Below are 25800 nucleotides of genomic sequence, written 5' to 3' on the forward strand. Positions count from 1 at the left end.
TCCTTAAGCAAAATATCCTGAAACCCTCACTGTTAGGCCTCCTCAGGAAGAGGGGAATAAAACAACTCCTAAAAGTTTTAATTTTGATTTAGTTCGAGCACAACTCTTGCTTCGGCAGCAAAATCACCATTGGGGTAATCTTTAATAATTTCCTGCAGGTAGCTTTTATCCTTGCGATCGCCCAGGAAATATTGAGCAAAAAGCAGATCGTCGATATATACACTCCGAGGAAACTTTGCTTTTAACTCATTCGTAATCTCCGCAATACGCCTTTTCGTATCGTTTTTAACAAGTTCGTCAACCTTTTGCGCATAATCAGAATCTTCTTTTCCCACCTTTTCCCAAACATTTTGAGAATAAGAGAAAGTCCCAGCCCAAATTTCCTGAGGAAGATTGGGGTTGTTGAGATTTGGCGGTCGATAGCCTTTCTCCCAAAACTCTATGCTTGTCTTAACTCCTGCTAGGGGATGAATACGCAGATTTTCATCGCTAAGGAATTTTTCAAATTGTTTTAGAAGAGTTGAAGCAGTCATGAAAAGCGTCTTTTCTCTGATTTGGGGAGGTGTAGCAGGATCTTCAAGTAGTTTCTGATAGAGCGAAACAGCAATAGCATTAGGATTACCTAGTTGATAAGCCTCGCGTACTTCTGAAGTACTTCTATGATTTAGGTCGCAAACCCAAAAGCGCTCGCATACATCCCTATTTTCCGTCCGCCCTGTTCCAGTAGGTATATATGCAAATCGCCCCCCATTCCAGATCGGGAGATAGCCATTTTTATATCCCCCAGCATTTGCCCAACTAGAAGCAATTTGATAAAGTGATTCAGGTGTATTTTGTTCCTGTAATACCAGAAGTTTTTGCCAACGTTGCCGTTGCTCTATCAGCATTTTGCGTGCTTCTTTCCCTAAGCTCCCTATTCTCCATGGTAGATCCCGTAAATTATGTATTGTCCTCTCGGAAATTCTCTCAAGTTCTCGATCCAGATTTTTAGATATTTCTAATGCTTGACGATAATCGTGTACTCGAGCATGTTTGACAGCTAGAGCATATTTAAGTAGCGCTTCTATGGGATTAGTTTGAGGCTCATCCAGCAATATCTCGATTTGCTGAATAGATAGGCCAATATCTAAAAGGGGACGCAAATATTCGTAAGCGCGAAAAGATACATCCCCATCTCCTACCTTTTCAGTCAACATCTTAATCCAAAGTCTAGTGGCTGACATGACATCATTAGTTGCATAGTATGCCTGAATCAGGCGAAAAGAAGCATCATCAGCTCCTGGATGATCTGGATAACGACTCAGCCAATCTTGCCATTCTCTAACCTTTTGCTCTGCGGGTTTTCTTAAGGCTTTGTCTCGGGTTGCCCCATATTTTTCCTCTATTTCTTTATCCCAAGAATTTGAGAAATAAGGTCTCCCGATTAATTCTCCATACTCGCGACAGCCACGGGTAAATCTTGAGTTTGGATATCTTGTAGTTAAGGGGAGTAAAAAGTAAATACCAAGCTCTGGAATTTGGCTGAGATCGCGGTCGATTAGGTCGCTAATAAGCTCTTTCCCAACAGAATCGTCATGTCGCTCTAGCTCAATAATAGCCAATGACCGATATTCAGATTTTCGATCTCCAGCTATTTGGCGTAGAAACTCCCTTTGAAAACTAGAAATACTTCCTTTTTTTAATCTCCCACTTTGATAGTCCCACATAATTTCATGCCGATCGTTACTTTGGAACTGCTGAAAAGTTTCATAGCCAATTTTTATGTCCTCTGCAGTTGGTTTGACCAGCTTCTCATATTTTCTTCGCCACCGCTCGACCATACTCTCACTTTTCTTTTCCTTTTCAGTCGGTTCCCGATTGATGCTCTCTTGATATTTTTTATTCAACTGCTCCATATATATGGTTGATTCTAAATGCTCTAAAAAGCGTCTATTGAAACTTTCATAATCATCGCGATCGCCACTTTTTCGCGCTAATTCGATCAGACGATCGCGCATAACTGGGTTATCCAATTCAAACTCTGAGCCTTTGAAAGCCACCTCAAAGAAGGGATCGCACCTACATGAGGGGTTTCGCTCAATTTGCTTAATCAGCCAAATAGTCGTGTATGGCTTCCCTAAACTGCGAATGCCGTTAATTCCATATTCTTGCCTGATCGGGTCGTTCGATCGCGTATAGTAGTCGAGTAGCGGATAGGCTTTGACACCATACTTCTTCCATGCTGGAGTAGATATACCTCCCTTCCACTTAATCGCGATAAAGTCATTCCGCACTGCTTCCACAATCGGAATCAGCTCCGGCTCCTTGAGCAGGCGATCGCGCATTAGATCGTCAATTTCAAATTTGGTAATTTCCTCTGGAGTCAGCGATCGCTGCGAAATTTCCGTTATTACTCTCTGCTGTCGATCCAGAGCTTCATTAAGAATTTTTTCAGGATCGGGAGGCAATTCGGTCTTATTTTCTAATTCTGATGCCACCAACAGACTGTGAATTACCAAGATAATCAACACATGACCCAACCAGACAAATGTCTTGAGTCTGTCTGGTTGGCGATCGCGATCGGACTCTTCAGTTGACATGTCTGCAATTCCCTAGAGTTAGGGAATCCTCCACTTAGCTGCCACCAATGCGGGCAACATCGCGGGCGTTCTCTTCAAATGCAGCATTGAGCGCGTCGTCGCCGCTCAGACCAGATGCGACGGCATTGTTTATCGCCTGTAGCACCCGCTTGTAGTCCTTCGGCATCACCTTGACGAACTTCGGTACCATTTCCTCCCAGCGATCGAGGACTGTCTTCGCTTTGTCACTCCTGGTGTAATCGACATGTTTTTGGATAATCTGACGAACTTCCGCAACTTCAGATGGATCGTCTAGAGGTTCCAAGCCCACCATCTGCACGTTGCAGCGCGTGGCAAAGTCCCCTGCTTCGTCCAAAACATAGGCAACGCCTCCACTCATACCCGCCGCAAAGTTGCGTCCGGTAGAACCGAGAATCACTACCCTGCCACCTGTCATGTATTCGCAACCGTGATCGCCAACAGCTTCCACCACGGCGGTCACGCCAGAATTGCGCACGCAGAACCGCTCGCCTGCAACGCCGCAAATGTAAGCCTCACCGCTCGTTGCGCCGTAAAATGCCACGTTCCCAGCGATGACGTTGTCGGCAGCAATGAAAGTAGAAACGGCGGGTGGATAAAGAATTATCTTGCCACCACTCAAACCTTTGCCGAGGTAGTCGTTGGTATCGCCTTCCAATTCCAATGTCACGCCTTTCGGTACGAAAGCACCAAAGCTCTGACCGGCGCTGCCCTGGAAATGCAGATGAATGGTATCTTCGGGTAGCCCCTGCCAATGCCGCTTGGAAATTTCATTGCCGAGAATCGTACCAACAGCACGGTTGACGTTCTTAATCGGTAGAGTTGCCCTGACAGGTTCGCCGCGTTCGATCGCACCTTTACACAAATCCAGCAGCACCGCCATATCCAGCGATTTCTCCAGACCGTGATCCTGGGGAATCTGGCAGTAGCGCCCGACTTCGGGGCCAGCTTCCGGTTGATAGAGGATCTTGGAGAGGTCGATATTTTTAGCCTTCCAATGCGCGATCGCCTGCTTTGGTTCCAAAATATCAGTGCGTCCCACCATCTCATTGAACGTGCGGAAGCCAAGCTGCGCCATAATTTCCCGTACTTCCTGGGCGACGAATCGCATGAAGTTTACAGTATGGGCGGGATCGCCGACGAAGCTTTCCCGCAGGAGGGGGTTTTGAGTGGCAATGCCTGCGGGACAGGTATTAAGATGACAGACGCGCATCATAATGCAACCAAGCGTCACTAGAGGAGCGGTAGAGAAACCAAATTCCTCCGCGCCCAAGAGGGCAGCGATCGCTACGTCGCGTCCGGTTTTAAGCTGTCCGTCGGTTTCTACCACAATACGGCTGCGCAAATTATTCAGAACCAGGGTCTGATGGGTTTCGGCTAAGCCTAACTCCCAGGGCAGTCCGGCGTGTTTAATCGAAGTCTGCGGTGACGCTCCCGTACCGCCATCAAAACCGGAGATCAGTACCACGTCAGCGTGGGCTTTGGCAACTCCTGCGGCGATCGTGCCGACTCCCACTTCAGACACCAACTTCACATTAATCCGAGCATCGCGGTTGGCATTTTTTAAGTCGTGAATTAACTCCGCTAGATCTTCAATCGAATAGATATCGTGGTGCGGTGGTGGCGAAATCAGTCCCACTCCAGGCGTAGAATGCCGCACTTTGGCAATCCACGGATAAACCTTCTTCCCAGGCAACTGACCGCCTTCACCCGGTTTAGCTCCCTGCGCCATCTTGATCTGGAGTTCCTTCGCTTGAGATAGATACAAGCTGGTCACGCCAAAGCGACCGGAGGCAACTTGCTTGATCGCGCTGTTCTTGGAATCGCCCAACTCGTTCGTCCAGGTGTAGCGTTCCGGATCTTCGCCACCTTCACCCGTATTGGATTTGCCACCGATGCGATTCATGGCGATCGCCAGCGCCTCGTGTGCCTCTTTTGAGATAGAACCGTAACTCATGGCTCCAGTTTTGAAGCGTTTTGTAATTGCTTCAATTGGCTCCACTTCCTCAATTGGAACTGGCTGGCGCGGTTTGAATTCTAACAGCCCCCTTAGCGTAAAATGCTTGCGGTTCTGCTGGTTGACCTGCGTTGCATAGGTTTTGTAGATCTCGTAATTGTTCGTGCGCACGGCCTTTTGCAAAGCATGGATGGTCTCTGGGCCGAACAGGTGCGCTTCTCCATCCTTCCGCCACTGGTACTCACCGCCCACATCCAATGCTTGTCCCAATGTATGTCCGTTCGTAGGTCGATCTGGGAAAGCATGTGTATGTCGCAACACTGCCTCTTTGGTAATTACCTCTATATCCGCACCTTCAATGCGAGAGGCCGTCCAGGTAAAGTATTTATCGATGACTGACTGATTCAGTCCGATCGCTTCAAAAATTTGAGCGCCGCGATAGCTCTGAATTGTGGAGATGCCAATTTTGGAGGCAACTTTGATTACCCCCTTGGTTGCGGCTTTGATATAGTTTTTAACCGCTGTCGAGTAATCGACATTGAGCAGAATATTCTGGTCGATCAGATCCTCAATCGTCGCAAATGCGAGATAGGGATTAATCGCGCCGCATCCGTAACCGATCAGGGTAGCGAAATGATGCACCTCGCGAGGTTCGCCAGATTCTAACACCAAACCGACGCGCGTGCGGGTACCATTGCGGATTAAATGATGGTGCAATCCCGAAACAGCCAGTAGTGCAGGAATCGGTGCCAGATCGGGGTTGACACCGCGATCGCTCAGAATGATAATAGCCGCGCGATCGGCGATTGCTCGATCTGCCTCGGCAAAAATCGCCGCTAACGCTGCTTCGAGTCCAGCCACACCTTTTTTAGGATCGAACAGTATGTGGATGGTTGCCGAACTAAATCCCCGTTCGTTTGCATACTTTAACTTCATCAACTCTTCATTAGTAAGAATCGGTGATTTGAGCGAAATCAAGTGGCAGCTTTCGGGTTCGGGTTTGAGTAAATTTCGTTCCGTCCCAATCGTCGTTTGGGCAGAGGTAACGATCTCTTCTCGAATTGAATCGATCGGTGGATTGGTGACTTGGGCGAATAACTGTTGGAAATAGTCGTAGAGCAACTTCGGGCGATCGGACAGCACCGCCAGCGGCGTATCCGTTCCCATCGAACCTACAGCTTCCACCCCATCCCGCGCCATCGGAGTCAGCAACAACCGCAACTCCTCAAATGTATACCCAAACGCCATTTGATGGGCAATTAATCCCCACTTGTTCAGGGAAGTTGGCGAGATGAATCCTGCGGCTTCCCATATATCCTCTTGACCTGGATGTTGGGAAGTTGGAGGCGTTTCCCGTGTATCTAGCTCGGGGGGCAGTGGCATACGTGCGTGGGGGATAGGGGGAATGCCCTCGCGCAGATCCTCCAATTTAACCAAATTCTCGTCCAACCACTGGCGATAAGGCTGCTGCGTCACGATCGCTTGCTTGATTTCCTCATCTGCAACGATCCGCCCTGCCTGCATATCTACTAGGAACATCCGCCCCGGTTGCAGCCTGCCCTTGAGCGCCACGCGCTCCGGTTCGATTGGCAGTACTCCCGCTTCCGATGCCATGATTACGAGGTCATCTTTGGTGACGTAATAACGCGACGGACGCAAGCCATTGCGATCCAGCACTGCTCCAATTGAGGTACCGTCGGTAAAGGCGATCGAAGCTGGGCCATCCCAAGGCTCCATCAAGCAGGAATGGTATTCATAAAATGCCTTTTTCTCGTCACTCATGGACTCGTGAGCCGTCCACGGCTCCGGAATCATCATCATGACGGCATGGGGTAGCGATCGCCCTGCCAGCACGAGCAATTCCAGCGCGTTGTCGAATATAAGAGAGTCGCTGCCTTCAATATTAATGACGGGCTGACTCTTTTGCATGTCGTCGCCGAATAGTTCGGACTCAAACAGAGACTGCCGCGCGTGCATCCAGTTAATATTGCCGCGCAGGGTATTGATCTCGCCGTTGTGGGCAATGTAGCGATATGGGTGCGCCCGTTCCCAACTGGGGAAAGTATTGGTGCTGAAGCGCGAATGCACCAGTGCCAACGCGCTTTCGAGATCGGGATCTTGCAGGTCAGGGAAATATTGTCCTACCTGCACTGGCATCAACATGCCTTTATAGACAATCGTGCGGCATGACAAACTAGATGGGTACCAGTATGGATCGATTCCTGTAGCGCGGATAGCATTATGTGAAAGCTTGCGGATTACGTACAGCTTGCGCTCGAAGGCAAGATCGTCAACTAGATCGCGATTGCGCTGGATAAACACTTGCTGCATAAACGGCTCGCTGGCTTTTGCCGTATTGCCCAGCGACGAATTATCGGTTGGCACATCGCGCCAGCCCAGTACCTTTTGCCCTTCACCAGCCACCACTTGCTCGAACACTCGCCGACTCTGCTCCCGTTGAGCGGGATCGGGCGATGCGTAAATCGTACCAACACCGTATTGGCCGACTTCTGGCAGCATAATTCCCTCAGCCTTAGCTACCTTGGCCAGGAATTTGTGCGGTACCTGCATCAAAATACCTGCCCCATCGCCCGTGTTGGTTTCGCAGCCACAGGCACCGCGATGGTCGAGGTTGAGCAGAATCGTCAATGCCTGCTCTACGATGGCGTGCGACTTCTGCCCTTTCATATGTACAATGAACCCGACACCACAAGCGTCATGTTCAAACTGCGGATCGTATAGGCCTTGTTTGAGGATCGGCTGATTGCTATTCATATGCTGTTTGATGGGCTGAATGGGCTAAAAGTTGTACAGTCACCTGCTACCCAGAACAAAGGAGGCTGCTCGTGCTAGGTTCAGATAGGTATTCTCTGATGTGCAGATTACAAAAGTCTAGGCTCTTAAGGAAAATGTTAGATCTAGCAAACCATTAAGTAGCAATTGGTACAAGAGTGATGCGGTTTAAACATAAAAGCTTTTAGCGGTCAGCTTTCATCGGAACCCTTTGGTGTATGAAGTCTGCGGAGGCAGACTTTGTTTGTGTAGGCGCGAATTCATTCGCCAGCGACCGTTAGCGAATTCATAGGTGTTTCATGACTTTTGTCAGTCAACCAGGTTGGCTTATTTATAGCTATAGCCAACAGGCTTAGGATGGGGTGCAGAGGTGGAACCCCTGCGTGGGGGCGCAGCACCCACACCCCTGTCCTAACAGATCTGTACTATGGCTATATATTGTAGGGTTACCGCACTAGCTAATCCGACCAAGACAAGAGAAAGCCCCCGAGCGTCTGACCGTGTTTCGACTTCAGGGGCTTTCTTGTATTTAATTCACTCCTCACAGAAATAATAATATAACGATCCGTTGTTTAATGTCTTGCCGATTTCGGCAAACATGCGATCGCTTTTATACCCAATTTCCCAATCGATCCGGAGATCGCAATTCCAGCTTAAAACTCATTCTCCTCATCCGGAGGTTGAATGGGCTGAGCCACAAATTCCTGCCAAACCGCCAGAACTCCTGAGTCAGCACCGGCGGACAACAAACAGTCCACTACTGGGCCAGGGCTACATTTCAGTTCGGGGAATTTGAGTAGCAGCATGGCAATATCTCGCCAATCTGTTCCCGATTTTGGTTGACCGCGCCGTTGATGGAAAGCGATCGCTTTACTGGCAAGCAATTCTGGGGGAGCCATCACCCAGATTCGATCGATGCATCGAGCTGCTGGCAAAGTCTGTACCGGCCTGAGATCGACCAGATGACGGTTGCCCGACTTTTGCAGTTGAAAGAGTCGATAGCCCTTGCCGTCGCCAATTTCTCTCACTCGCACGGCAATGTGAAATTCCTGGCTTAAACAGTCTTTAAGTTCCTGGGCTAATTCCCGCGCATGGGTTGAGAGCAGATCGATGTCTTGAGTCATCCGAGGCTCGCCCACGTAGGCGTTGACTGCTTGTGCTCCAAATAAAACGACATCATTGCGATCGCGTAAAAACTCCAGCACCGCTTTTTGTAGCGTAGCTAAGGAAACGGGTTCCTGCATTGCAAACTCATGAAATGTTAAAACTTCGGCGCTAAACATAAGGGGCTGTTTCCGCTGGATGCAATTCATCTGCTTTAGCAGATACCATATATACTAGCTGTTTTAGCGCGGCTTTTAAGTAGGGGTTGCAATGCTGAAGTTCTACTACAATCCGGTCTCCGTCAACGCACGGCGAGTGTGGGTCGCATTGCGTGAAAAACAGATCCCGTTCGAGCCAATTTTGGTGAATTTGGATGGGGATCAACTCGATCGCGACTTTAGTGCAATCAATCCACTCCAGCGCGTTCCCGCCATTGAAGATAATGGATTTCGAGTGATTGAGTCGTTGGCAATTTTAGATTACTTAGAGGCAAAATATCCAACTCCACCTTTAATGCCAAGCAACCCCGAAGACATTGCCAAGGTGCGGATGGTAGAGATGGTGGCTCTCTACGAGCTTCAACCTGCTACATTCCCACTAACTCGCGTATTGCTGGGACTGGATGTTGACGATCGCAAGCTCGATGCTGCTAGAGAAAGAGTTACTACTGTAATGCAATTTTACGAGGATCTTCTAGCAGGTCGTTCGTACTTTGTCGGAGAAGAAATAACTTTGGCTGATATTGTGGCTGGAACCTTAGTGCCGGCATTGCCAATGTTTGGATTCTCCTTAGATGTCTACCCCCACCTTAAAGCGTGGTCGGAACATCTGGCGCTACGCGCAAGCTGGCAGCAAACAACGCCACTGCCCGAAGTTGTGGAAGCCGCTTTGCCAAATATGAGAAAAATTTTAGAGCGGCGGTTTTAGCGATCGCGACAGCACAAGAGCAATACTAAGTTTCAGAATACTAAGATCGACTATGCCTACACCCAAGGAATTAGGATTTCGCCAGCCCGCCGAATGGGAACCCCATGCTGCCTGTTGGTTGGCATGGCCGAGCCATCGGGAGTTATGGCAGGAGTATTTGGAAGCGGTGCAGGCAGAATTTACCGAACTGTGCCGAGCGATCGCCCAGTCGGAAAATCTAGAAATTCTGGTGCCGGATGAAGCGAACGCACAATTGGCGAGCGATCTCCTGGGCAACTTATCAGTCAACCTGCACCGCATACCATTTGGCGATATCTGGATGCGAGACATCGCGCCGATCTTCACAGTTACTCAAGACCGCACGCAAATCGCCGCTCTGAATTTTGAGTGGAACGGCTGGGGACAAAAGTATCTACTCGAACATGACGAACAGGTAGCAGATCGCGTAACTGCAACCTCAAATCTAAAAGCCTTCAATTTCCCCTGGATTCTAGAAGGTGGGGCAGTGGAAGTAGACGGGCAGGGTACGTGCCTGACCACGCGACAATGCCTTCTCAATCCCAATCGCAACTCCCACATGAATCAAACAGAAATTGAGGCAGGCGTATGTGATGCCCTTGGAGTAGATAAAATTCTGTGGCTGGATAGAGGTTTGCTCAACGACCATACAGATGGACATATCGATACGATCGCTCGATTTGTCGCTCCCGGTGTAGTGATGTGCATGCGATCGCTAGATTCCCAAGACCCGAATACCGAAGTCTTGTCCGAAATCGCGTCTCAGTTGAAGACATTCACTGACGTTTGCGGGCAGAGATTGGAAGTGATTGAAATTCTGTCACCTGGACTGGTACTGGATCCCGAACAAAACATTATGCCAGCTAGCTATCTCAACTTCTATATCGCCAACGGCAGCGTAATTGTACCTACCTATGGCACGATATACGATGAGAAAGCTGTGACGGCGATCGCTGCTTGTTTCCCGAATCGTCGAACCATAGGACTTAGCGCTAAGCACATTCTGCTAGGTGGTGGAGCTTTCCACTGCATCACCCAGCAACAACCGCAAATATAGCGTTTAACTTGACTGTAATAGCAAATCAAGACCTTGATGTGGTGAGAACCTTACGCAAACCCATTGCTCAACTTGATTGGAGGCCATTCCCAACAGGGGGCTTGACTTTTGCTTCTTCTTCTTAGAAGCTGTTTGAAAAGGCAAAATCCTTGCGCTCGATAACACTTTTCAAACGGGTTCTTATAGCGGTTTTCAGATGAAAACGAGAAGGGGGTTTGGGGGCGTTGCCCCCAAGAAGGGGAGGCAGGGCGGTCTTGGGGGTTCCCCGCTAGAGCCACTGCCGTGTGGAACCCCTTCACCCCGTCAATAAAACCTGTTCTCAATTGAAAAACGCTATAACTTGTCGCGAATGTCTAAAGCTAATCCATCTTGTTGTTCTTCTTTGCTGAGCGGTCATTTAACCCTGGACGCAGCAAATCAACTGGCTGCAATCTTTCGAGTGTTAGGCGAGCCGATCCGACTGCAAATGCTGAGTTCGATTGCAGCACAGCCACAGAAAGAAGTATGTGCGTGTGAGTTAGCAGAGCCGCTAGGGATTTCACAACCAACTGTTAGTCATCATCTCAAGGTCATGCATGCAGCGGGTTTGTTAGGGCGAGAACGGCGAGGCACATGGATTTATTACCGGATTTTGCCAGAGAAATTGGCGATGTTGGCTGAATCACTGACATTTGCAAAGATGTAGCTGAAAGCCGCTCAACCTTTATTTTGGGGTGGAATTTGGGTGGCATCTTTTTCTGGCTGAGATGTACAGCCGATCGCTATTTCCTTGGTGCGGGGATAAAGGCTGAGAAATCTAAACAAAGCCCGAAAGTCGAAGCTTCTCGGATCGATGCGCTCGCCCGAGCGATCTACTGCCCTATGCGTAGTAATCCGTCGGTCGGGTACGCCAGTCTTGGCAATTAGCCATGCTAACGAACGATATTGCGCTTCGGTATAGCCACTATGCGTGTAGGCATTGTTTATGCCATCCCAAGGTGTTTCTAGGGAAATATGATAGGCAAAGTTGTTGACAGAACTGGGACGGTGGGGATTGGTCCGAACTGATTCCCGCCCAGAAGCACTCACAAACTCTGAGTTACCTGCACCGAATGCCCGCTTATCGGGTGGGACAAAATACACTACGGTGCCATCCAGGGCGATGACTGTATGATAGCTGGCCTGCTCGTCTTCATCGCCATGATTTGTCTGGAAGTAATTAATGACGCTGCCAGTGGAACCAACAGTTTCGTGTAAAACAATTATCGGGTCTGACATGGCAGGGCGACCCTTTAGATCCTTGAGATAGCGATCGCCGTAGTTACTGGGATCGGCTAAGGCTATTACCTCTTTGGGGGCGGGTAAGTTAGCAGCGAGCTTTGCTGACTTAGCTCCTAAAATTGGCAACCCATTGGGGGCAACTTTGACGAGCTGAGGTGTTGTAGTAACGGCCTGGGTTTCTGTAGCTACCAACTGGGAGTCTTGTCGAAAGCGAGATAGGGTAATAGGCTGAGCAATTGTGGCAGCAGGTAAGGAAGGAATCGGTGGGTTGGCAGGAGGGCGATCGGCACAGCCAAAGACGGGAGAAAACTGATTTAACTGGCTGGAGTCCAAGGCAGAAGCACGAAATTGCTTAGGTTTGCTAAAGTCGGCATCGCCGATCGCATTTGTGCGGAGCGGTCGGTCGATCGCGAGCAGCACTAGCAAAGAAATTAAAGTGAGTGCAAAGGCTACAACCCGAATCTTCAGCTTCATGCTTGGCTTAAATGCTGCAATCCGAGTCTTCAGTTTCATGCTTGGCTTAAACAATGTTCTGAGTGGGGAAAAACTACAGGATCGTCAAAATTATAATTGGGTCTGGCTTGGTGCTTATCAATAATTTTGCATAGTCTGGTAGCAATACTATACAACTTGAAGTTTATTGAATATTTTTAAACTTTATGCTGCAAAAAGCACAAATCACTTCGAGGTTGCCTAAAATTAAGGCATAAGCATTTCAGGACGGAGGAAAATCCTATGGCTAGCTCTCCTCAAGGATCGATGCAACATGATGAAAGCGTGGCCGATATCATGATCGGCAGCATGTTGTTGTTCTGCTTGTTAACTTTCATCATTCTGCTGGGTATATTTTGAATAATTCAGTAGACAATAGTTTGACAGCAGGGGTAGGTGAGTATTGCTACCCCTTTAATTTGTAAAAATTGCCTTATCGAAATACCTTCAGGGCTGTCAGCGATCGCAGGCTAGGTAAGTCCATAATGCTAGCATCAGCCGGATTTACCTTCAGGAGATGGTGAACTAGTAAAAATCCCACGATCGTCCAGGTCTGACCGATTCTAGCTTGCTGTCCGATCCAGATGCCTTCGGGGCCGTCAAAATATTCTGCCCATTTCTGCTGCGGTAAGCGTTCTAAGAGCAGATCGTAGGACTCATGAAGCATTGCTTCAATTTCCTCGCCATCACTGCCTAAGTCACCGTACTTGCGTTTGAAACGCAACACGGACTGGACAAAAAACCACAACAGACAGGGCCAATGTCCGGCATTGTGATAGCACCAGGGTAAGTTTTTGCGATCGAACCCTGTAATAATCCGCCAGTCTTTATCGATCAGGGGCGGATGGCAGATGCGGAGTGGCATTTGGGCGAACAGGCTTTTGCGATTGCGCAGGAACAGGTGAAACAGCGATTTCTGTTGTGCCGAACTAATAGCATCAAAAGAAGCTCCCAAACAGTTCCCTAACGTAAAGAAACGGAAATCCGGCCTGCCCGTGCGAATATTGCCAATTAGATAGCCGCCCTGATTTCCCAGCCAATCTTGCAGCCAATGGGGAATCGTTTCCGTCTGGATATTGTATTCGTTCGCCACCTCATCACCATATTGCTCGGTCGGTCTGCGCCGCAGGGTTTGAACCGTTTTACTATTTACCCAGTAATGTTTGAGTAAATAGCTGCGCAGCCTCTTTGCCCAAGCGATCGCGTATTGAAATTGATAGTTTTGCTTATCTGCTAGAGAATCCTGCAATTTAATACTGTGGATCTTGGCAGTGGGATGGAAATAGCCCTGGATTTCCAGACTAATTCTGAGCAGACCGGCTGCCGCCAAAAGCGCACCGTACAAAAGCACCTGAATCTCTAGAGGATTGCCCCAAACGTCTAGAGGACGGTCGATCATAAACGCTCCATCTGGCACGTAGAGGGTAGGAGCATCGCGAAATTGGGGATGTAGGATCAAATCTAAAAATTTTTGCACCCCAATTTGTACTTCTCTTCGGATTGCCCATTGGTGATCGCCCGTACGCCGCACGTAGATATAGGCCAAAATCGGCCACCACAAAGTGGCATCAACCGAGCAAACGCGACCAATTGCTCTCTGACCGTAATCAATGCAGAGCTTGCCACGATCTTCGATGAAGCTGGTGGGAAAAATTCCTTGAGTTTGAAAGTCATTACTCTGTAGTTTCAGACAGCTTTCGAGAAAATGACGGACGATATCGTACTTGCCTTCAATTAGCAGAAATATCATCACGGGTACGTTGTCCCGAATGAATATTTCCCCGTAATTTAAGTTGTCACCGCCGAGATCGAAATTAGACTTCTTAGGAATAGCAGCTACTGCACCCACACATTTGCCATCTAACCTAACTAATGCTCTTTCATAGAATAAGGTTCTAGCTTCTTCAACTACTGAACGTTCTTTAGAATTGCTTCCTTTCATTGCACTGTGCGTTTGGCGAGTTAGCTGGTGGAGTTAATTTTTAGAATATCGAGACAAATCGAGACAACCTGTTTTATAGTTCCGCATTTGACACTCCCCCGACTCGGTAACTCTCGCTAAGCTAGCGTTACCTGAAAGTCGTGGGATTCTTCCTTCAATGACGCACCTTGCCCACGCAGGTTTGCACCAACGCAAGTAGAGGGTATGTCTCCAAAAGCGTTTACCGCATCGAGTACGGAGGTTCCAACGTGCCCCGTTGTACCTATTGCTTTGGTCAATATATTGAGCGCGGCATTATGGTCGCGTCCGAGTTCACAGCCACACTGACAAGCATGGGTACGAGTAGACAGCGATTTCTTGACCACAGTGCCACAACTAGAGCATTCTTGGCTGGTATAAGCTGGATTCACCGCAACAGTAACCCGACCAAATATCCGTCCAAACGTCTCTAGCCACAATCTAAATTGATACCATCCCGCATCAGAAATCGACTTAGCTAAACAATGGTTTTTCACCATATTTCTCACTCTTAAATCTTCATAGGCGACTAGATCGTTAGATCTGATTACGCACCGTGCTAATTTCACAGCATGGTCTTTACGTTGCCGACTTATTTTAAGGTGAATTCTGCCTAGCTTAATCCGAGATTTAATGCGATTTTTTGAACCTTTGACCTTGCGGGAAACTAGGCGTTGCGCCCGTTTCATCTTCACTTCCCCGGTACGGTAAAGTCTAGGGTTTTCCAGCTCTAAACCATTAGAATCAGTGTAGAAACTCTTCAGTCCTACGTCTAAACCAATTGTGTTACCAGTGGCGGGTAAAGTTTCTCTGCGGTCAGCCGAAATGCAAAACTGAACGTAGTAACCATCTGCTCTTTTGACCAGCCTTACCCGTTTAATTTGGTCGGGTTGGTAGAAGTTCAGATCGCGAGTACCTTTGAGTTTTAACCGACCGATACCTTTCTTGTCAGTGAAAGTAATCGATTTGCGGTCATCACTTAACGCCCATCCTGACGTTTTGTATTCAACCGAGCGGTTATCTTTCTGGAATTTAGGGAACCCTTTCTTCCCAGAAATCTTTGCTTTGCAGTTGTCATAGAAACGCTGAATTGATGCCCATGCACGTTCGGCAGCAGCTTGACGTGCCATCGAATTGAGTTGGTTAGCAAACGGGAACTCACGAGCCAATACAGCACAGTATTTATTGAGGTCGTAACAGGACTTTGCCCCTCCATCGATCCACAAGCGAATTGCTTTATTGCGAATGAACTGGACAGTCCGAATTGCCTCATCGACTGCGCTGAATTGACTAGATTTTCCGTATGCTTTGTACTCAAATACGAGCATAGATATTAAGGTTACCGAGATTGTTTTATGATCGCATAGTCATCACAAAAATACTTTTATTGGGCAAGGCAAAGCATTGGGCAGAAGGCGGTAGGCAGTTTTAACCGCTGTTGCCGCTACATCCACCCTCTGAAGAGAGGCGGTTTTGCGGCTATCGCTACTCTTCTGATAAGGTACTAGCGGCGCAAACTACTTAAAAAGCTGACCACTGACTGTTGAAAGCTTAACCACTACAAAAAGTTGTAATTATCGACAAGCATATGCAATTTTTGTTGATTACTGACCTCGACAATACCCTAGTAGGAGACGATCGGGCAACCTTTGCCCTCAGTCAAAAATTAACGAGTTTTCGGCATCATTGTTACTTAATCTATGCCACGGGTAGATCCTATATTTCGGCCCAGTATTTAGCGCAAGTCAAGCAACTTCTAGAGCCAGATTACTGGATTACAGGTGTGGGCACGGAAATTTACGAGCACGGCCATTTAGATCGGTCGTGGGCGAGTCAGCTATCGCAGGCATGGCAACGAGAGGCGATCGCGGCGATCGCGCAAACCTATAGCGAACTCATACCCCAACCGCAAAGCGAGCAAAACCCCTGGAAAATTAGTTTCTGCCTGGCACACCCAGAAAATGCTCGCGTTGTCGATAATTTGCGGGTTCAGCTAAGTAGAGCGGGCATGAACTGTCAAATCGTTTTCAGCAGCGGTCGCGACATCGATCTTCTACCCAGTAACGCTGATAAAGGTCTAGCGGCTAGTTATTTGCGCGATCGCCTGCAAGTTCCTGCCCATGCTACGCTCGCCTGCGGTGACTCCGGCAACGATATCAGCCTTTACCAGCACGGCACCCTGGGCGCGATCGTCAGCAACGCACAGCCGGAGCTACTGGAATGGTACAAACAACATCGGCATCCACAGATTTATCTAGCGCGATCGCCCTATGCCTGGGGCATGTTAGAAGCAATGCAATATTTCAACCTCATGCCCAGTTAGTGGCAATTCACCCTAATTGAAAGGCATCATTGGCATGAATCCAGATTGGTGAATAATTTGCTGACCCTTTGGCGACAAAGCCAGATCGATAAATTCCTTCACGGCTGGGCTTGTAGGTTTTGGGAAAGCTAGGTAAACATTACGACTAATCGGATATTTACCGCTTTGTACGGTTGCCATGTCGTTAGGTAAGGCTCCTTCAATGGGAACGATGCGCACTAATTCCTGCTCTTTCAATTGCGATACGGTGGCGTAATAAATCCCATCTTTCCCCAACGATGGCAATACAGCGGTGGTTTCGTCGCGGAGCCAGGTGATAAACCTGGAACTATCAGGGGCAAACTCCCGCCCTACAAGTACCGTGCTCTGAAATATATCTCTCGTACCGCTTGTCCTAGCGCGGTTGATGACTCGAATTGGCATATTCGCCCCACCCAATTCCGACCAATTGGTAATTTTGCCGAGATAAATCCGGCGTAGCTGATCGGTGGTCAGTTCGCCTTTGAAGGGATTATCTACCCCTACAACCACAGCAATTGAATCGTAGGCGATCGCTACTACCTGTATGCCTGCCTCAGCTTCTTTAGGGTATAACGGTCGGGAGCTAGCCGCTAAGACTACCGAGCGAGCGATCAGTCCTTCAAGCCCCTGGTTGGAGCCGCCTGGACGACCGTCAGGCTGACCGTAGGTTACGGGGATATTGGGATTGCGATCGGCATAGGCAGTTCGCAGCCGCATTACTAACTCAACCATCGAGGTACTGCCATCCATTGTCAAGACTTTTGGGTTAGGGAGCGAGGTGTCGATGGTAAGGCCAGCTATAGGTTGAGAGGAAAGCTGTGGTGGTGTTTCCAGCGAGGTACTGGCTGGTTTGGTACTGTTGCTGTATATCCAGTACAACAGACCAGCTAACCCCATAGCTACTAATAGGATTATGCCTATAATTTTGAGCATTCGCTGGCGGACTCCCTCCTGCAAATCCCAGTTTGATATTCGATCTGGGGGAGGTTGGACATCAGCCTCTGTAGATAAGGGAGGTTGTCCAGGTTGAGAGTCAGCTCCTAGCAGAATCTGTGCTTCATTCTTAGCACCGTTTCCAGTAGCGTTTTCAGCAGCATTTTTAGCAACGCCAGAACCTTTAATATCGATCGGTATGACTGGCTCCTTCTCGGATTTAATGGGTTGAGAGTTCGAGACTGCGGGCGTGGATAATTCAAACTGCGTCGATAAGTCAGGGTTTGAGAGACGATTGTGGCTCAACTCGTCTATTGGCAATGGATACTGGTCTATTTCATCTTCACTCCACACGCTAAAGTTATTAGGTTCTTCCAGAAGGACGCAGAGCTTACCCATATCTTCTGTGAGATAGCGCGAGAAGGCGACAGCGCGATCGCGATTATCTCCAAATGACTGCGCTAGACAAAAGATATGACCTTTGTACTGTAGAAAGGGAACCAGGTTGCCTTTAGGATGCAAAACCTTAGTAATTTCAACGTCTTGCGGGGAAACAATAAACATGATAGGAATTTAGGTGCCAGTTGATGAAATCCTAGCAAAAATTCGAGGATCGTGGTTAGAAGAAACCTTAGAAGAAACAACTGTCCGATGCAGGCTTGAGGTGGTGGTTGAGGAGTTAATGACAACAACGAATAAAGATTCTATAAAAACGCACGATCTTGCGACTATAGCCAACAAATTCGTCGATCTGGGTAATATCTCGGAGATTCAACCAATTGGGAGCGGCAATATTAACGATACCTTCCTGGTAACTATAAATTCCATAGGAGAGGCATCCGAGACCAGATTCATCCTGCAAAGGATCAACACGCAGGTATTTCGACAGCCAGAGCTGGTGATGCAAAACATGCGCATTCTCACGGAACACGCCCGCGATCGCCTGAGACGCAACCCACCAGGTAGCGATCGCCGTTGGGAAATACCACAAGTAGTCTCAACGCAAGATGGGATGGACTATTGGCTCGATCCAGATGGGTCGTTCTGGCGCGCGCTCGGTTTTGTGAGCAACTCATATTCTTTAGATGCGATCCAGGATCGCAAACACGCCCACGAGATTGGGTATGCCTTGGGCACATTTCATAACTTGATTAGCGATCTCTCTCCTGACAAATTAGCGGATACGTTAGAGGGATTCCACATTACGCCGCTTTATCTAGAACAGTATAAAAGTGTTTTGGCTCGATCCTCTCATCCCTCTCAATCACCCGATACTCGGTACTGCATGGAATTTATCCGCGATCGCCAGTCATGGGCGCGCGTACTGGAGGATGCTAAGGCTAAGGGCAAACTACCCTTGCGTCTGATGCACGGCGATCCCAAGGTTAACAACGTGATGATCGATATTGATTCGCAGCAAGCTGTTAGTATTATCGATCTCGATACTGTTAAGCCCGGACTGATCCATTACGATATTGGGGACTGTCTGCGATCGGGATGCAATCCTTTGGGGGAGGAAACCGATTGCTTGGGATCGGTATGCTTTGAATCTGAACTTTGCCAGTCAATATTACAAGCCTATCTAACTGAGACTAGCGAATTCTTAACAAAACACGATTACGACTATATATATGATTCGATCCGCTCGATCGCATTTGAGTTAGGCTTGCGGTTCTTTACAGACTACTTGGCAGGAAACGCATACTTTAAGATCGCGTATCCAGAGCATAACCTTGCTAGAGCATTAGTACAATTCAAGCTAGTGGAAAGCATTGAATCGCAGGAATCTACAATTCGTCAGATCGTTGAGGATATGAGATGAGCGATCGCGGTTTCAGAAATTTTAATCTGGTGGAATTCGGAGCGGGCGATCGCACCTCAAATCTGAAGATTTCTGGCAATGTTCGGCGTTCCCCGCACGCATTATCCATGAATTATTATTTGTACGATCCTGCGGCAATAGTCCTTATACCTCCGCAAGCGGAGCGATCGCTCCGCAAACATAATCTGTGGGAAGAAACTTGTTTTGAGCTTTTTCTAAGAATCAAGGATTCCGAGCCATACTGGGAGTTTAATCTTTCCCCCTCGGGGCATTGGAATGTTTACCATTTTGATACATATCGACAAGCGATGCGGGAGGAATTAGCTTTTACCACGCTCCCTTTTAGTTTTCATACTCGATCCGATTCCTTGTCTCTAGCAATCGATCTCGACTTGCAACCAATTATCCAACCGAAACAGATATTAAAAATTGCTGTTAGTGCTGTAACTAAATTCAAGGATGGCAATATCGCTTACTGGGCGCTAGTGCACCCTGGCATGTCAGCAGATTTCCACGATCGAGACAGTTTTATTTTGGAGATGTTATGCCAGCAGCAATCGTACTGATTGGCGTGCCAGGAAGCGGCAAGTCCACATTAGCCAGGGCAATGGCGCGATCGCCACAATTTGGCGCTCCTGCCACCACCCGCCTAATTTCACCCGACCTGATTCGCTACAACCTCTATGGCTCGGCCAGTATTCAGGGAAATTGGGGAGAAATCTGGACGCAGGTACAGCAAGAATTTGCTGAGGCAGCAGCTTCGCAACATTCCGTAATATATGATGCCACAAACTACAAACGCGAATATCGGCAGGAAGTAATAGGTTTAGCCAGACAGCATGGCTTTGCTCCAATTACGGGACTTTGGGTTGACGTGCCGCTGTGGTTATGCCTGATCCGCAACCAACACCGCGATCGCCCCGTTCCCGACGACGTAATTATCGAAATGCATAACTGTCTCAGCCGCACTCCACCGCATCTCAGCGACGGATTTGACTCCATTATGTTTAAACAAGAGAACAAAGAAAGCGAATGGATGGACTAGCTAGAAGTTATTAATTCTTGTAGTGCAATCTACTCTCACCCGAATGGATGAATCTTTAGGATGTAAACCACTGAATAAGCTGTTCGAGAGCATTTTCAATCTTTTAAGTTTATCAATCCAAATCTGGGGCGATCGGTTGCTGGGATATTTGGGTATTTTGATCGAAGAAATCATTTATAGTCCTTTGATTCATACACATTAGCTATGGGCATCCTTACTTCAATATTCGCGAAATTACAAAATCAGCCTCAAAACATCACTGTAAAACCATCAAAAGTTACTGCCTCAGTTAATATTGCCCAGCCACCATCCTCGGCATCGGTGCAGCCAGCATCTCCAGCAACCTCAGCACTAGCTCAGCCCAAACCCATCAAAACACTAGCCGAGTTGGAAGCAGAGATCCTGCAAGCTCACAATTTAAAAACTCAACCCATTGCCAAGCCAGGCGTAAACTGGGGCAAGTTGCGCAGTCGCTTGGTATGGACGATTATCTTACTTGGTATCCCATGTGGTGTAGTCTACGTCGCAAATTTACCCTATCCCATAATTAGAGGGACTGTATCAGAAAAGGCACCGCTTTTGCTGTTACCCAGTTACATAGAGATGGACTCAAACTTTAAACAAGCACAAGCAAAACTCGAACTAGCCAAACAGCTTATTACAAATCCGACGAGTCCAGAAGATCTCGATCTCGGTGAGAAGAAATTAAAAGAAGCACAAGCGCATTTAGATGCTTTACCTGTAGGGTTTGTGAGGGATTGGGTCGATTACAATCGCTATTACTGGTGGTATAGCTGGAGATTTAGCCCTGCGGGATTACAAGCATCGCGAGTGGAGGCTGGCGAGCTAGAAGCAAAAGTTTTCCAAGAGAAAAACGCCCAAACCGTATTATTTGAGGCAGATCGAGATTATCAACAGGCATATCGGCAATATCAACAAGCACAAACTCCTACCGATAAGCGTCTCGCTATTACCAACTGGCAGGCGGCGATCGATAAACTCGAACGAGTTCCGTCTGTAACCCTGGCAGGTAAAACCGCTCGGCAAAAATTAACCGCTTATCAGCGTAATTTTAAGGAAACAGTTGGTTTAGCAGCAGGCAATGAAAAGGTCATTGCTCTAATTACAGCCGCCCGACAGTTCTCTAGACAAGCTGCAGAAGCAGGGCAAAATCCTCCGCATACGGAGACGAGATGGCGGGAGATAGAACAACTATGGCAAGAGTCAATCAGTCAATTAGAGCGGATTCCACAGCAAGATATCGATGGTTATACAGAAGCAAGAAGGTTAATGGCAGAACATCAGCGCAGTCTGGCTGAAGTGCGAGAACGTCGAGAAGCAGAAGCTAGATCGGTGCGAGCTTTGGAACATGCCCAAAACAAAATTGAGTATTTGCTTGCTTCAACCCCGGTCAATCCTCAGGCTAGCGATCGCAACCGCATCATCAGCCAATTACAAGCAATTATCAACGAGCTGGACAAGGTTCAAAATGGTACGACTGTCTATCTTAAAGCACAGGATCTGAAACTAAAGGCAGAAGCAAAGCTAACACAATTGACTCCTGGATAATTTCGCTACTAAATGGCAAGGAGATCGCAGCTTTACGCCTCAAGTCTCTTTCGTTCTAAATTCGTTCTTCGTTAATCCTGCCAGCGATCGCGACTCTCAACGAGCAGCTATCCAAACTCAAATCGCTTTGGGATAACCCTAGTACGGGGGCTTAGTGGGGCCATTGTAGCCGCACATACCAAGATGAGGGGAGAATTGGGTCTCTATAGTCGTTATGCGGGTGTTCCAAACCCATGCATGTAAAACCTAAAAATTAATTTAATTGCTATAGATAATTTAGGTTAAATCTACTATAATTCAAGCAGTCGATCTCAACCATTTTGTTTCGATCCATGAAGACAGTAGGTTTGCCCATAATGGCTAAAAATGAGGTAGAGGACGTGGAGCTTTGTCTTGCGCCAACGGAATACGGCATGCTGACCGATCTCTACCAACTTACAATGACAGCTTGCTACATCGGTGAGGGCTTAGAAAATGCCCATGCCAGTTTTGAGCTATTCGTGCGGCATTTACCGGAAGGGTTTAGTTACCTGGTGGCTATGGGCTTAGCACAAGCCGTAGATTACTTACAGAAACTCAGTTTTAATTCGGAGCAGATCGAAGCCCTGCGAGCGACGGGCATATTCCCTCAAGTTAGCGACAAGTTCTGGTCAACACTCGCTAATACCAGATTTACGGGCGATCTGTGGGCAGTGCCAGAAGGAACGATTATATTTGCCAACGAACCAATCCTGCGCGTCGAAGCACCGCTCTGGCAAGCGCAGTTAGTAGAAACCTACCTGCTCAATACGATTAACTATCAAACCCTAATTGCCACTAAAGCCGCACGCATGAGAGATGTGGCAGGCGATCGCGCCACGCTCTTAGAATTTGGCACCCGTCGCGCTTTTAGCCCGCAAGCATCGCTGTGGGCAGCCCGCGCCGCCCTGTCTGCGGGGATGAATTCCACCTCGAACGTCCTCGCTGCCGTGAAACTAGGTCGCAAGCCCAGCGGCACGATGGCTCACTCGCTCGTGATGGCATTAGCGGCAACGGAGGGTAATGAGGATATGGCTTTTACTGCTTTTCACCATTACTTCCCCAATAGCCCCTTACTAATTGACACGTTTGACACCATAGAAGCAGCGCGACATTTAGCTGCCAAAGTGCAATCAGGTGAAATGAATCTCAAAGGTGTGCGATTAGATTCCGGCGATCTGGTTTCTCTATCGCAAACCGTGCGATCGCTTTTACCCGACGTTGCCATTTTTGCCAGTGGCGATCTCGACGAATTTGAAATTGCCCGCTTGCAAGCTGAGGGGGCATGTATAGATGGCTACGGCATCGGTACGAAATTAGTTACGGGCACGCCGGTGAATGGAGTCTATAAACTAGTAGAAATTAACGACATCCCTGTCAGCAAAAAGTCCAGCGGCAAGCAAACCTATCCCGGTCGCAAACAAATTTTCCGTCGTATCGACCCAGCAAACGAACAATATACGGATCGCCTCGGCCTTGCCACTGAGGCTACCCAGCCCAACGAACAAGCCCTCCTGGAGCTAATCATCAAAAATGGCACCCAAATAAAGCCAACAGAAAGCTTAGAAGCGATCGCCCAACGCACCCGCACGGCGATTGTCAACCTCCCCTCTGCTATCCGAGACATAAACCAAATCCATCCCATCTCCCCCCAACTCTCTCACCATCTCCAATCGCTGATAGATGCGCAACCGCGATCGGTGTAAGGTTAAGCATTTGCACGATAATTTTTGCATCAAGTGTAAGTGCTCGGTGCAAATGCTTAACCCCTCCGATATCCTCCGATATCCTCCGACATCGCTAAACCACTAAACCCGCAATCTCTATGAAAATCTCTCTCTTCGGTACCAGCGCTGACCCACCCACTCTAGGACATCAAGCTATTCTGAAATGGCTGTGCCAACACTTCGATCTTTGTGTTGTGTGGGTATCCGATAATCCCTTTAAATCCCACCAAGCCAGTCTAGAGCAGCGCATCCAGATGATGGAACTCGCGATCGCCTCGATGCAGTCTGAGTATAAAAATCTGGAGTTGCACCCCGATATTAGTCACCCCCGTACTCTGATTACACTGCAAAAAGCAAAGGTACTTTGGCCGAATGCAGAGTTTACATTGGTAGTAGGGGGCGATCTCATCGCCCAATTACCATCGTGGTATCGGTCGGATGAGTTACTAGCTCAGGTCGATATTCTGGTTGTACCGAGAGCGGGCTATGACATTCCCAATCGGGAGATCGAACAACTTAAACAACGGGGAGTGAAAGTAGCGATCGCGGAAGTTAGCGTACCAATGGTCTCCTCTTCAGCGTATCGTAAAAATGGTGACAGATCGGGCATCGTACCTTCAGTTTCAGCGTATATAGATAGGGAGCACCTGTACTCATGGCAGGAAACAAAAAACAATACCCTCTAGCAGATTTTAAAGTAGGGGTTGATAATGCTATCTTCTCTGTAGATACGGAGCAGAATCGCCTGTTAGTCCTACTGGTGATGCGGGACTCAGAACCGTATCGAGACTATTGGTGTCTGCCGGGGACCCTGGTCAGGCAAGGCGAATCGCTCGAAGCAGCAGCAGATCGGATCCTGTCGGAAAAGATTCGCGTGCAGAATCTCTATTTGGAGCAACTATACACGTTTGGCGAACTGGGTCGCGACCCCAGGGAAGATCCGCAAAGTTATAACATACGCTACCTGTCGGTCAGTTACTTTGCGCTGGTAAGGTATGCGGAGGCGGAACTAATTGCAGATGGAGTGAGCGGTATTGCCTGGTATCCGGTGAAGCAAGTCCCTCAACTAGCCTTCGATCACAATCGCATTCTGGAGTACGGCCACCGTCGTTTGTGCAACAAACTGGAATACAGTCCCGTTGCCTTTGATGTACTGCCGGAATTGTTTACACTGGGGGATCTTTATCAACTTTACGTCGCAGTGTTGGGCGAGAATTTTTCCGACTATTCCAATTTTCGATCGCGTCTACTAAAATTAGGATTTCTAGCAGATACTGGGACAAAAGTGTCGCGCGGTGCAGGCAGACCTGCCAGTCTCTATCGATTCGATGAAGAAGCTTTTGCCCCCTTTAAAGATAAACCATTGGTATTTATTTAACTGTATGCAACCTGAATCTCAATTGCGATCGCACAGACTGGCCGTATTAATCGATGCAGACAATGCTAGCGCTAACTCGATTGAATCTTTACTGAAGGAAGTTGCAAAATATGGAACCGCTCATGTCAAGCGGATTTATGGCGATTGGACGAGCAGTCAACTGAGTAGCTGGAAATCGAAACTCCACAAGCTAGCGATCCAACCAATTCAGCAATTCAGCTATACAACTGGGAAGAATGCTACCGATAGCGCTCTGATTATCGATGCGATGGATTTGCTCTACACGCAGAATTTCGATGGGTTTTGTATAGTATCCAGCGATAGCGACTTTACCAAGCTTGCCAGCCGCATGAGAGAATCCGGGTTAGTCGTATATGGTTTTGGCGAGAAGAAGACTCCCGAAGCATTTATTAGTGCCTGCGACAAATTTATCTACACGGAAATTTTAATGCAGTTAGAAGCTGAATCTACAGGTAACCTATCAGAAAATAAGCTTGAAGAAGGGAGTAAAAATGTTGCCAAGAACTCTCCTTCTTTGGCTGACGAGGCAGCTAACTTGCAAAAACTAAAAAGCAATAAGAAATTAATTAATCTGCTCAAGGATGCCTATGAAGCAGTTGATGAAGAGGATGGATGGGCGCATATGGGGCCTTTTGGCAGTCAATTGACTAAATTATCACCTTCATTTGATGCCCGTAACTATGGCTATAAAAAGCTCAGCGAACTGGTCAAGGCAATCGACTGCTTTGAGGTTAAGAAAACGCAGAATCACCTGCAAATTAGATTTAAAGAATAAACA

General features: G+C 47.9%; 19 protein-coding genes. 12 read left to right on the top strand and 7 right to left on the bottom strand.

Annotation, left to right across the window (positions count from 1 at the left end; all coding sequences use genetic code 11):
* Nucleotides 1-77: 77 nt before the first annotated feature.
* From PSE6802_RS28125 to PSE6802_RS0107295, 3 genes are all read right to left on the bottom strand, one after another.
* A complete protein-coding gene (locus PSE6802_RS28125) occupies nucleotides 78-2579 on the bottom strand; it encodes a tetratricopeptide repeat protein (RefSeq protein WP_019499396.1) in 2502 nt (833 codons plus the stop codon).
* A gap of 34 nt (nucleotides 2580-2613) precedes the next feature.
* Nucleotides 2614-7329 carry a glutamate synthase large subunit gene (gene gltB / locus PSE6802_RS0107290; protein ID WP_019499397.1) on the bottom strand — a complete coding sequence of 1572 codons (4716 nt, stop codon included), beginning with the start codon at nucleotides 7327-7329 and terminating at the stop codon, nucleotides 2614-2616.
* A 671-nt stretch (nucleotides 7330-8000) separates the two neighbouring features.
* On the bottom strand, nucleotides 8001-8630 hold the full coding sequence (locus PSE6802_RS0107295) for a nucleotidyl transferase AbiEii/AbiGii toxin family protein (protein WP_019499398.1): 630 nt from the start codon (nucleotides 8628-8630) through the stop codon (nucleotides 8001-8003).
* 91 nt (nucleotides 8631-8721) lie between these two features.
* Between PSE6802_RS0107295 and PSE6802_RS0107300 the strand changes: the two genes are divergently transcribed.
* From PSE6802_RS0107300 to PSE6802_RS0107310, 3 genes are all read left to right on the top strand, one after another.
* On the top strand, nucleotides 8722-9378 hold the full coding sequence (locus tag PSE6802_RS0107300) for a glutathione S-transferase family protein (protein WP_019499399.1): 657 nt from the start codon (nucleotides 8722-8724) through the stop codon (nucleotides 9376-9378).
* Nucleotides 9379-9430: 52 nt separating this feature from the next.
* A complete protein-coding gene (locus tag PSE6802_RS0107305) occupies nucleotides 9431-10453 on the top strand; it encodes an agmatine deiminase family protein (protein ID WP_019499400.1) in 1023 nt (340 codons plus the stop codon).
* Between the two features lie 349 nt (nucleotides 10454-10802).
* Complete coding sequence (locus tag PSE6802_RS0107310) at nucleotides 10803-11138, top strand: ArsR/SmtB family transcription factor (RefSeq protein WP_026103130.1); 336 nt, start codon at nucleotides 10803-10805, stop codon at nucleotides 11136-11138.
* A gap of 11 nt (nucleotides 11139-11149) precedes the next feature.
* Here PSE6802_RS0107310 and PSE6802_RS0107315 read toward each other — a convergent pair whose 3' ends face one another.
* From PSE6802_RS0107315 to PSE6802_RS0107330, 3 genes are all read right to left on the bottom strand, one after another.
* Nucleotides 11150-12226 carry a peptidoglycan recognition protein family protein gene (locus tag PSE6802_RS0107315; protein ID WP_019499402.1) on the bottom strand — a complete coding sequence of 359 codons (1077 nt, stop codon included), beginning with the start codon at nucleotides 12224-12226 and terminating at the stop codon, nucleotides 11150-11152.
* Nucleotides 12227-12638: 412 nt separating this feature from the next.
* Nucleotides 12639-14147 (bottom strand): glycoside hydrolase 100 family protein, encoded by a 1509-nt coding sequence (locus tag PSE6802_RS0107325; RefSeq protein ID WP_019499404.1) that lies wholly within the window; start codon nucleotides 14145-14147, stop codon nucleotides 12639-12641.
* A gap of 116 nt (nucleotides 14148-14263) precedes the next feature.
* Nucleotides 14264-15493, bottom strand: a complete 1230-nt coding sequence (locus PSE6802_RS0107330) for an RNA-guided endonuclease InsQ/TnpB family protein (RefSeq protein WP_019499405.1) — start codon at nucleotides 15491-15493, stop codon at nucleotides 14264-14266.
* 260 nt (nucleotides 15494-15753) lie between these two features.
* Between PSE6802_RS0107330 and PSE6802_RS0107335 the strand changes: the two genes are divergently transcribed.
* Nucleotides 15754-16488, top strand: a complete 735-nt coding sequence (locus PSE6802_RS0107335; RefSeq protein ID WP_019499406.1) for a sucrose-phosphate phosphatase — start codon at nucleotides 15754-15756, stop codon at nucleotides 16486-16488.
* Between the two features lie 12 nt (nucleotides 16489-16500).
* Here PSE6802_RS0107335 and PSE6802_RS34695 read toward each other — a convergent pair whose 3' ends face one another.
* Entirely contained in the window at nucleotides 16501-18006 is a 1506-nt protein-coding gene (locus PSE6802_RS34695) for a phosphate ABC transporter substrate-binding protein (RefSeq protein ID WP_019499407.1), read from the bottom strand.
* Between the two features lie 118 nt (nucleotides 18007-18124).
* On the opposite strand from PSE6802_RS34695, the gene PSE6802_RS0107345 reads away from it, so the two are divergent.
* The 8 genes from PSE6802_RS0107345 (at nucleotide 18125) to PSE6802_RS0107385 (ending at nucleotide 25797) form a co-directional block, all read left to right on the top strand.
* Nucleotides 18125-19264 (top strand): phosphotransferase enzyme family protein, encoded by a 1140-nt coding sequence (locus PSE6802_RS0107345; RefSeq protein ID WP_036945866.1) that lies wholly within the window; start codon nucleotides 18125-18127, stop codon nucleotides 19262-19264.
* Nucleotides 19261-19830, top strand: coding sequence for a DOMON-like domain-containing protein (locus PSE6802_RS0107350; RefSeq protein WP_019499409.1), 570 nt, complete (start codon nucleotides 19261-19263; stop codon nucleotides 19828-19830). Before PSE6802_RS0107345 ends, PSE6802_RS0107350 begins: the two co-directional genes overlap by 4 nt.
* The gene (locus PSE6802_RS0107355; RefSeq protein WP_019499410.1) at nucleotides 19809-20309 is read left to right on the top strand and encodes an AAA family ATPase; all 501 of its coding nucleotides are present in this window, start codon (nucleotides 19809-19811) and stop codon (nucleotides 20307-20309) included. Before PSE6802_RS0107350 ends, PSE6802_RS0107355 begins: the two co-directional genes overlap by 22 nt.
* A 204-nt stretch (nucleotides 20310-20513) precedes the next feature.
* The gene (locus PSE6802_RS0107365; protein ID WP_019499412.1) at nucleotides 20514-21878 is read left to right on the top strand and encodes a hypothetical protein; all 1365 of its coding nucleotides are present in this window, start codon (nucleotides 20514-20516) and stop codon (nucleotides 21876-21878) included.
* A gap of 356 nt (nucleotides 21879-22234) precedes the next feature.
* Nucleotides 22235-23602, top strand: coding sequence for a nicotinate phosphoribosyltransferase (locus PSE6802_RS0107370; RefSeq protein WP_026103135.1), 1368 nt, complete (start codon nucleotides 22235-22237; stop codon nucleotides 23600-23602).
* Between the two features lie 119 nt (nucleotides 23603-23721).
* Nucleotides 23722-24309 carry a nicotinate-nucleotide adenylyltransferase gene (locus tag PSE6802_RS0107375; RefSeq protein ID WP_019499414.1) on the top strand — a complete coding sequence of 196 codons (588 nt, stop codon included), beginning with the start codon at nucleotides 23722-23724 and terminating at the stop codon, nucleotides 24307-24309.
* Nucleotides 24279-25001 (top strand): NUDIX hydrolase, encoded by a 723-nt coding sequence (locus tag PSE6802_RS0107380; protein WP_019499415.1) that lies wholly within the window; start codon nucleotides 24279-24281, stop codon nucleotides 24999-25001. The genes PSE6802_RS0107375 and PSE6802_RS0107380 overlap by 31 nt, the downstream gene beginning before the upstream one ends.
* Before the next feature lie 4 nt (nucleotides 25002-25005).
* Nucleotides 25006-25797: an NYN domain-containing protein gene (locus PSE6802_RS0107385; protein ID WP_019499416.1), complete on the top strand. Its 792-nt coding sequence runs from the start codon at nucleotides 25006-25008 to the stop codon at nucleotides 25795-25797.
* Nucleotides 25798-25800 lie beyond the last annotated feature (3 nt).

The organism is Pseudanabaena sp. PCC 6802 (assembly GCF_000332175.1).
Lineage (GTDB): Bacteria > Cyanobacteriota > Cyanobacteriia > Pseudanabaenales > Pseudanabaenaceae > PCC-6802.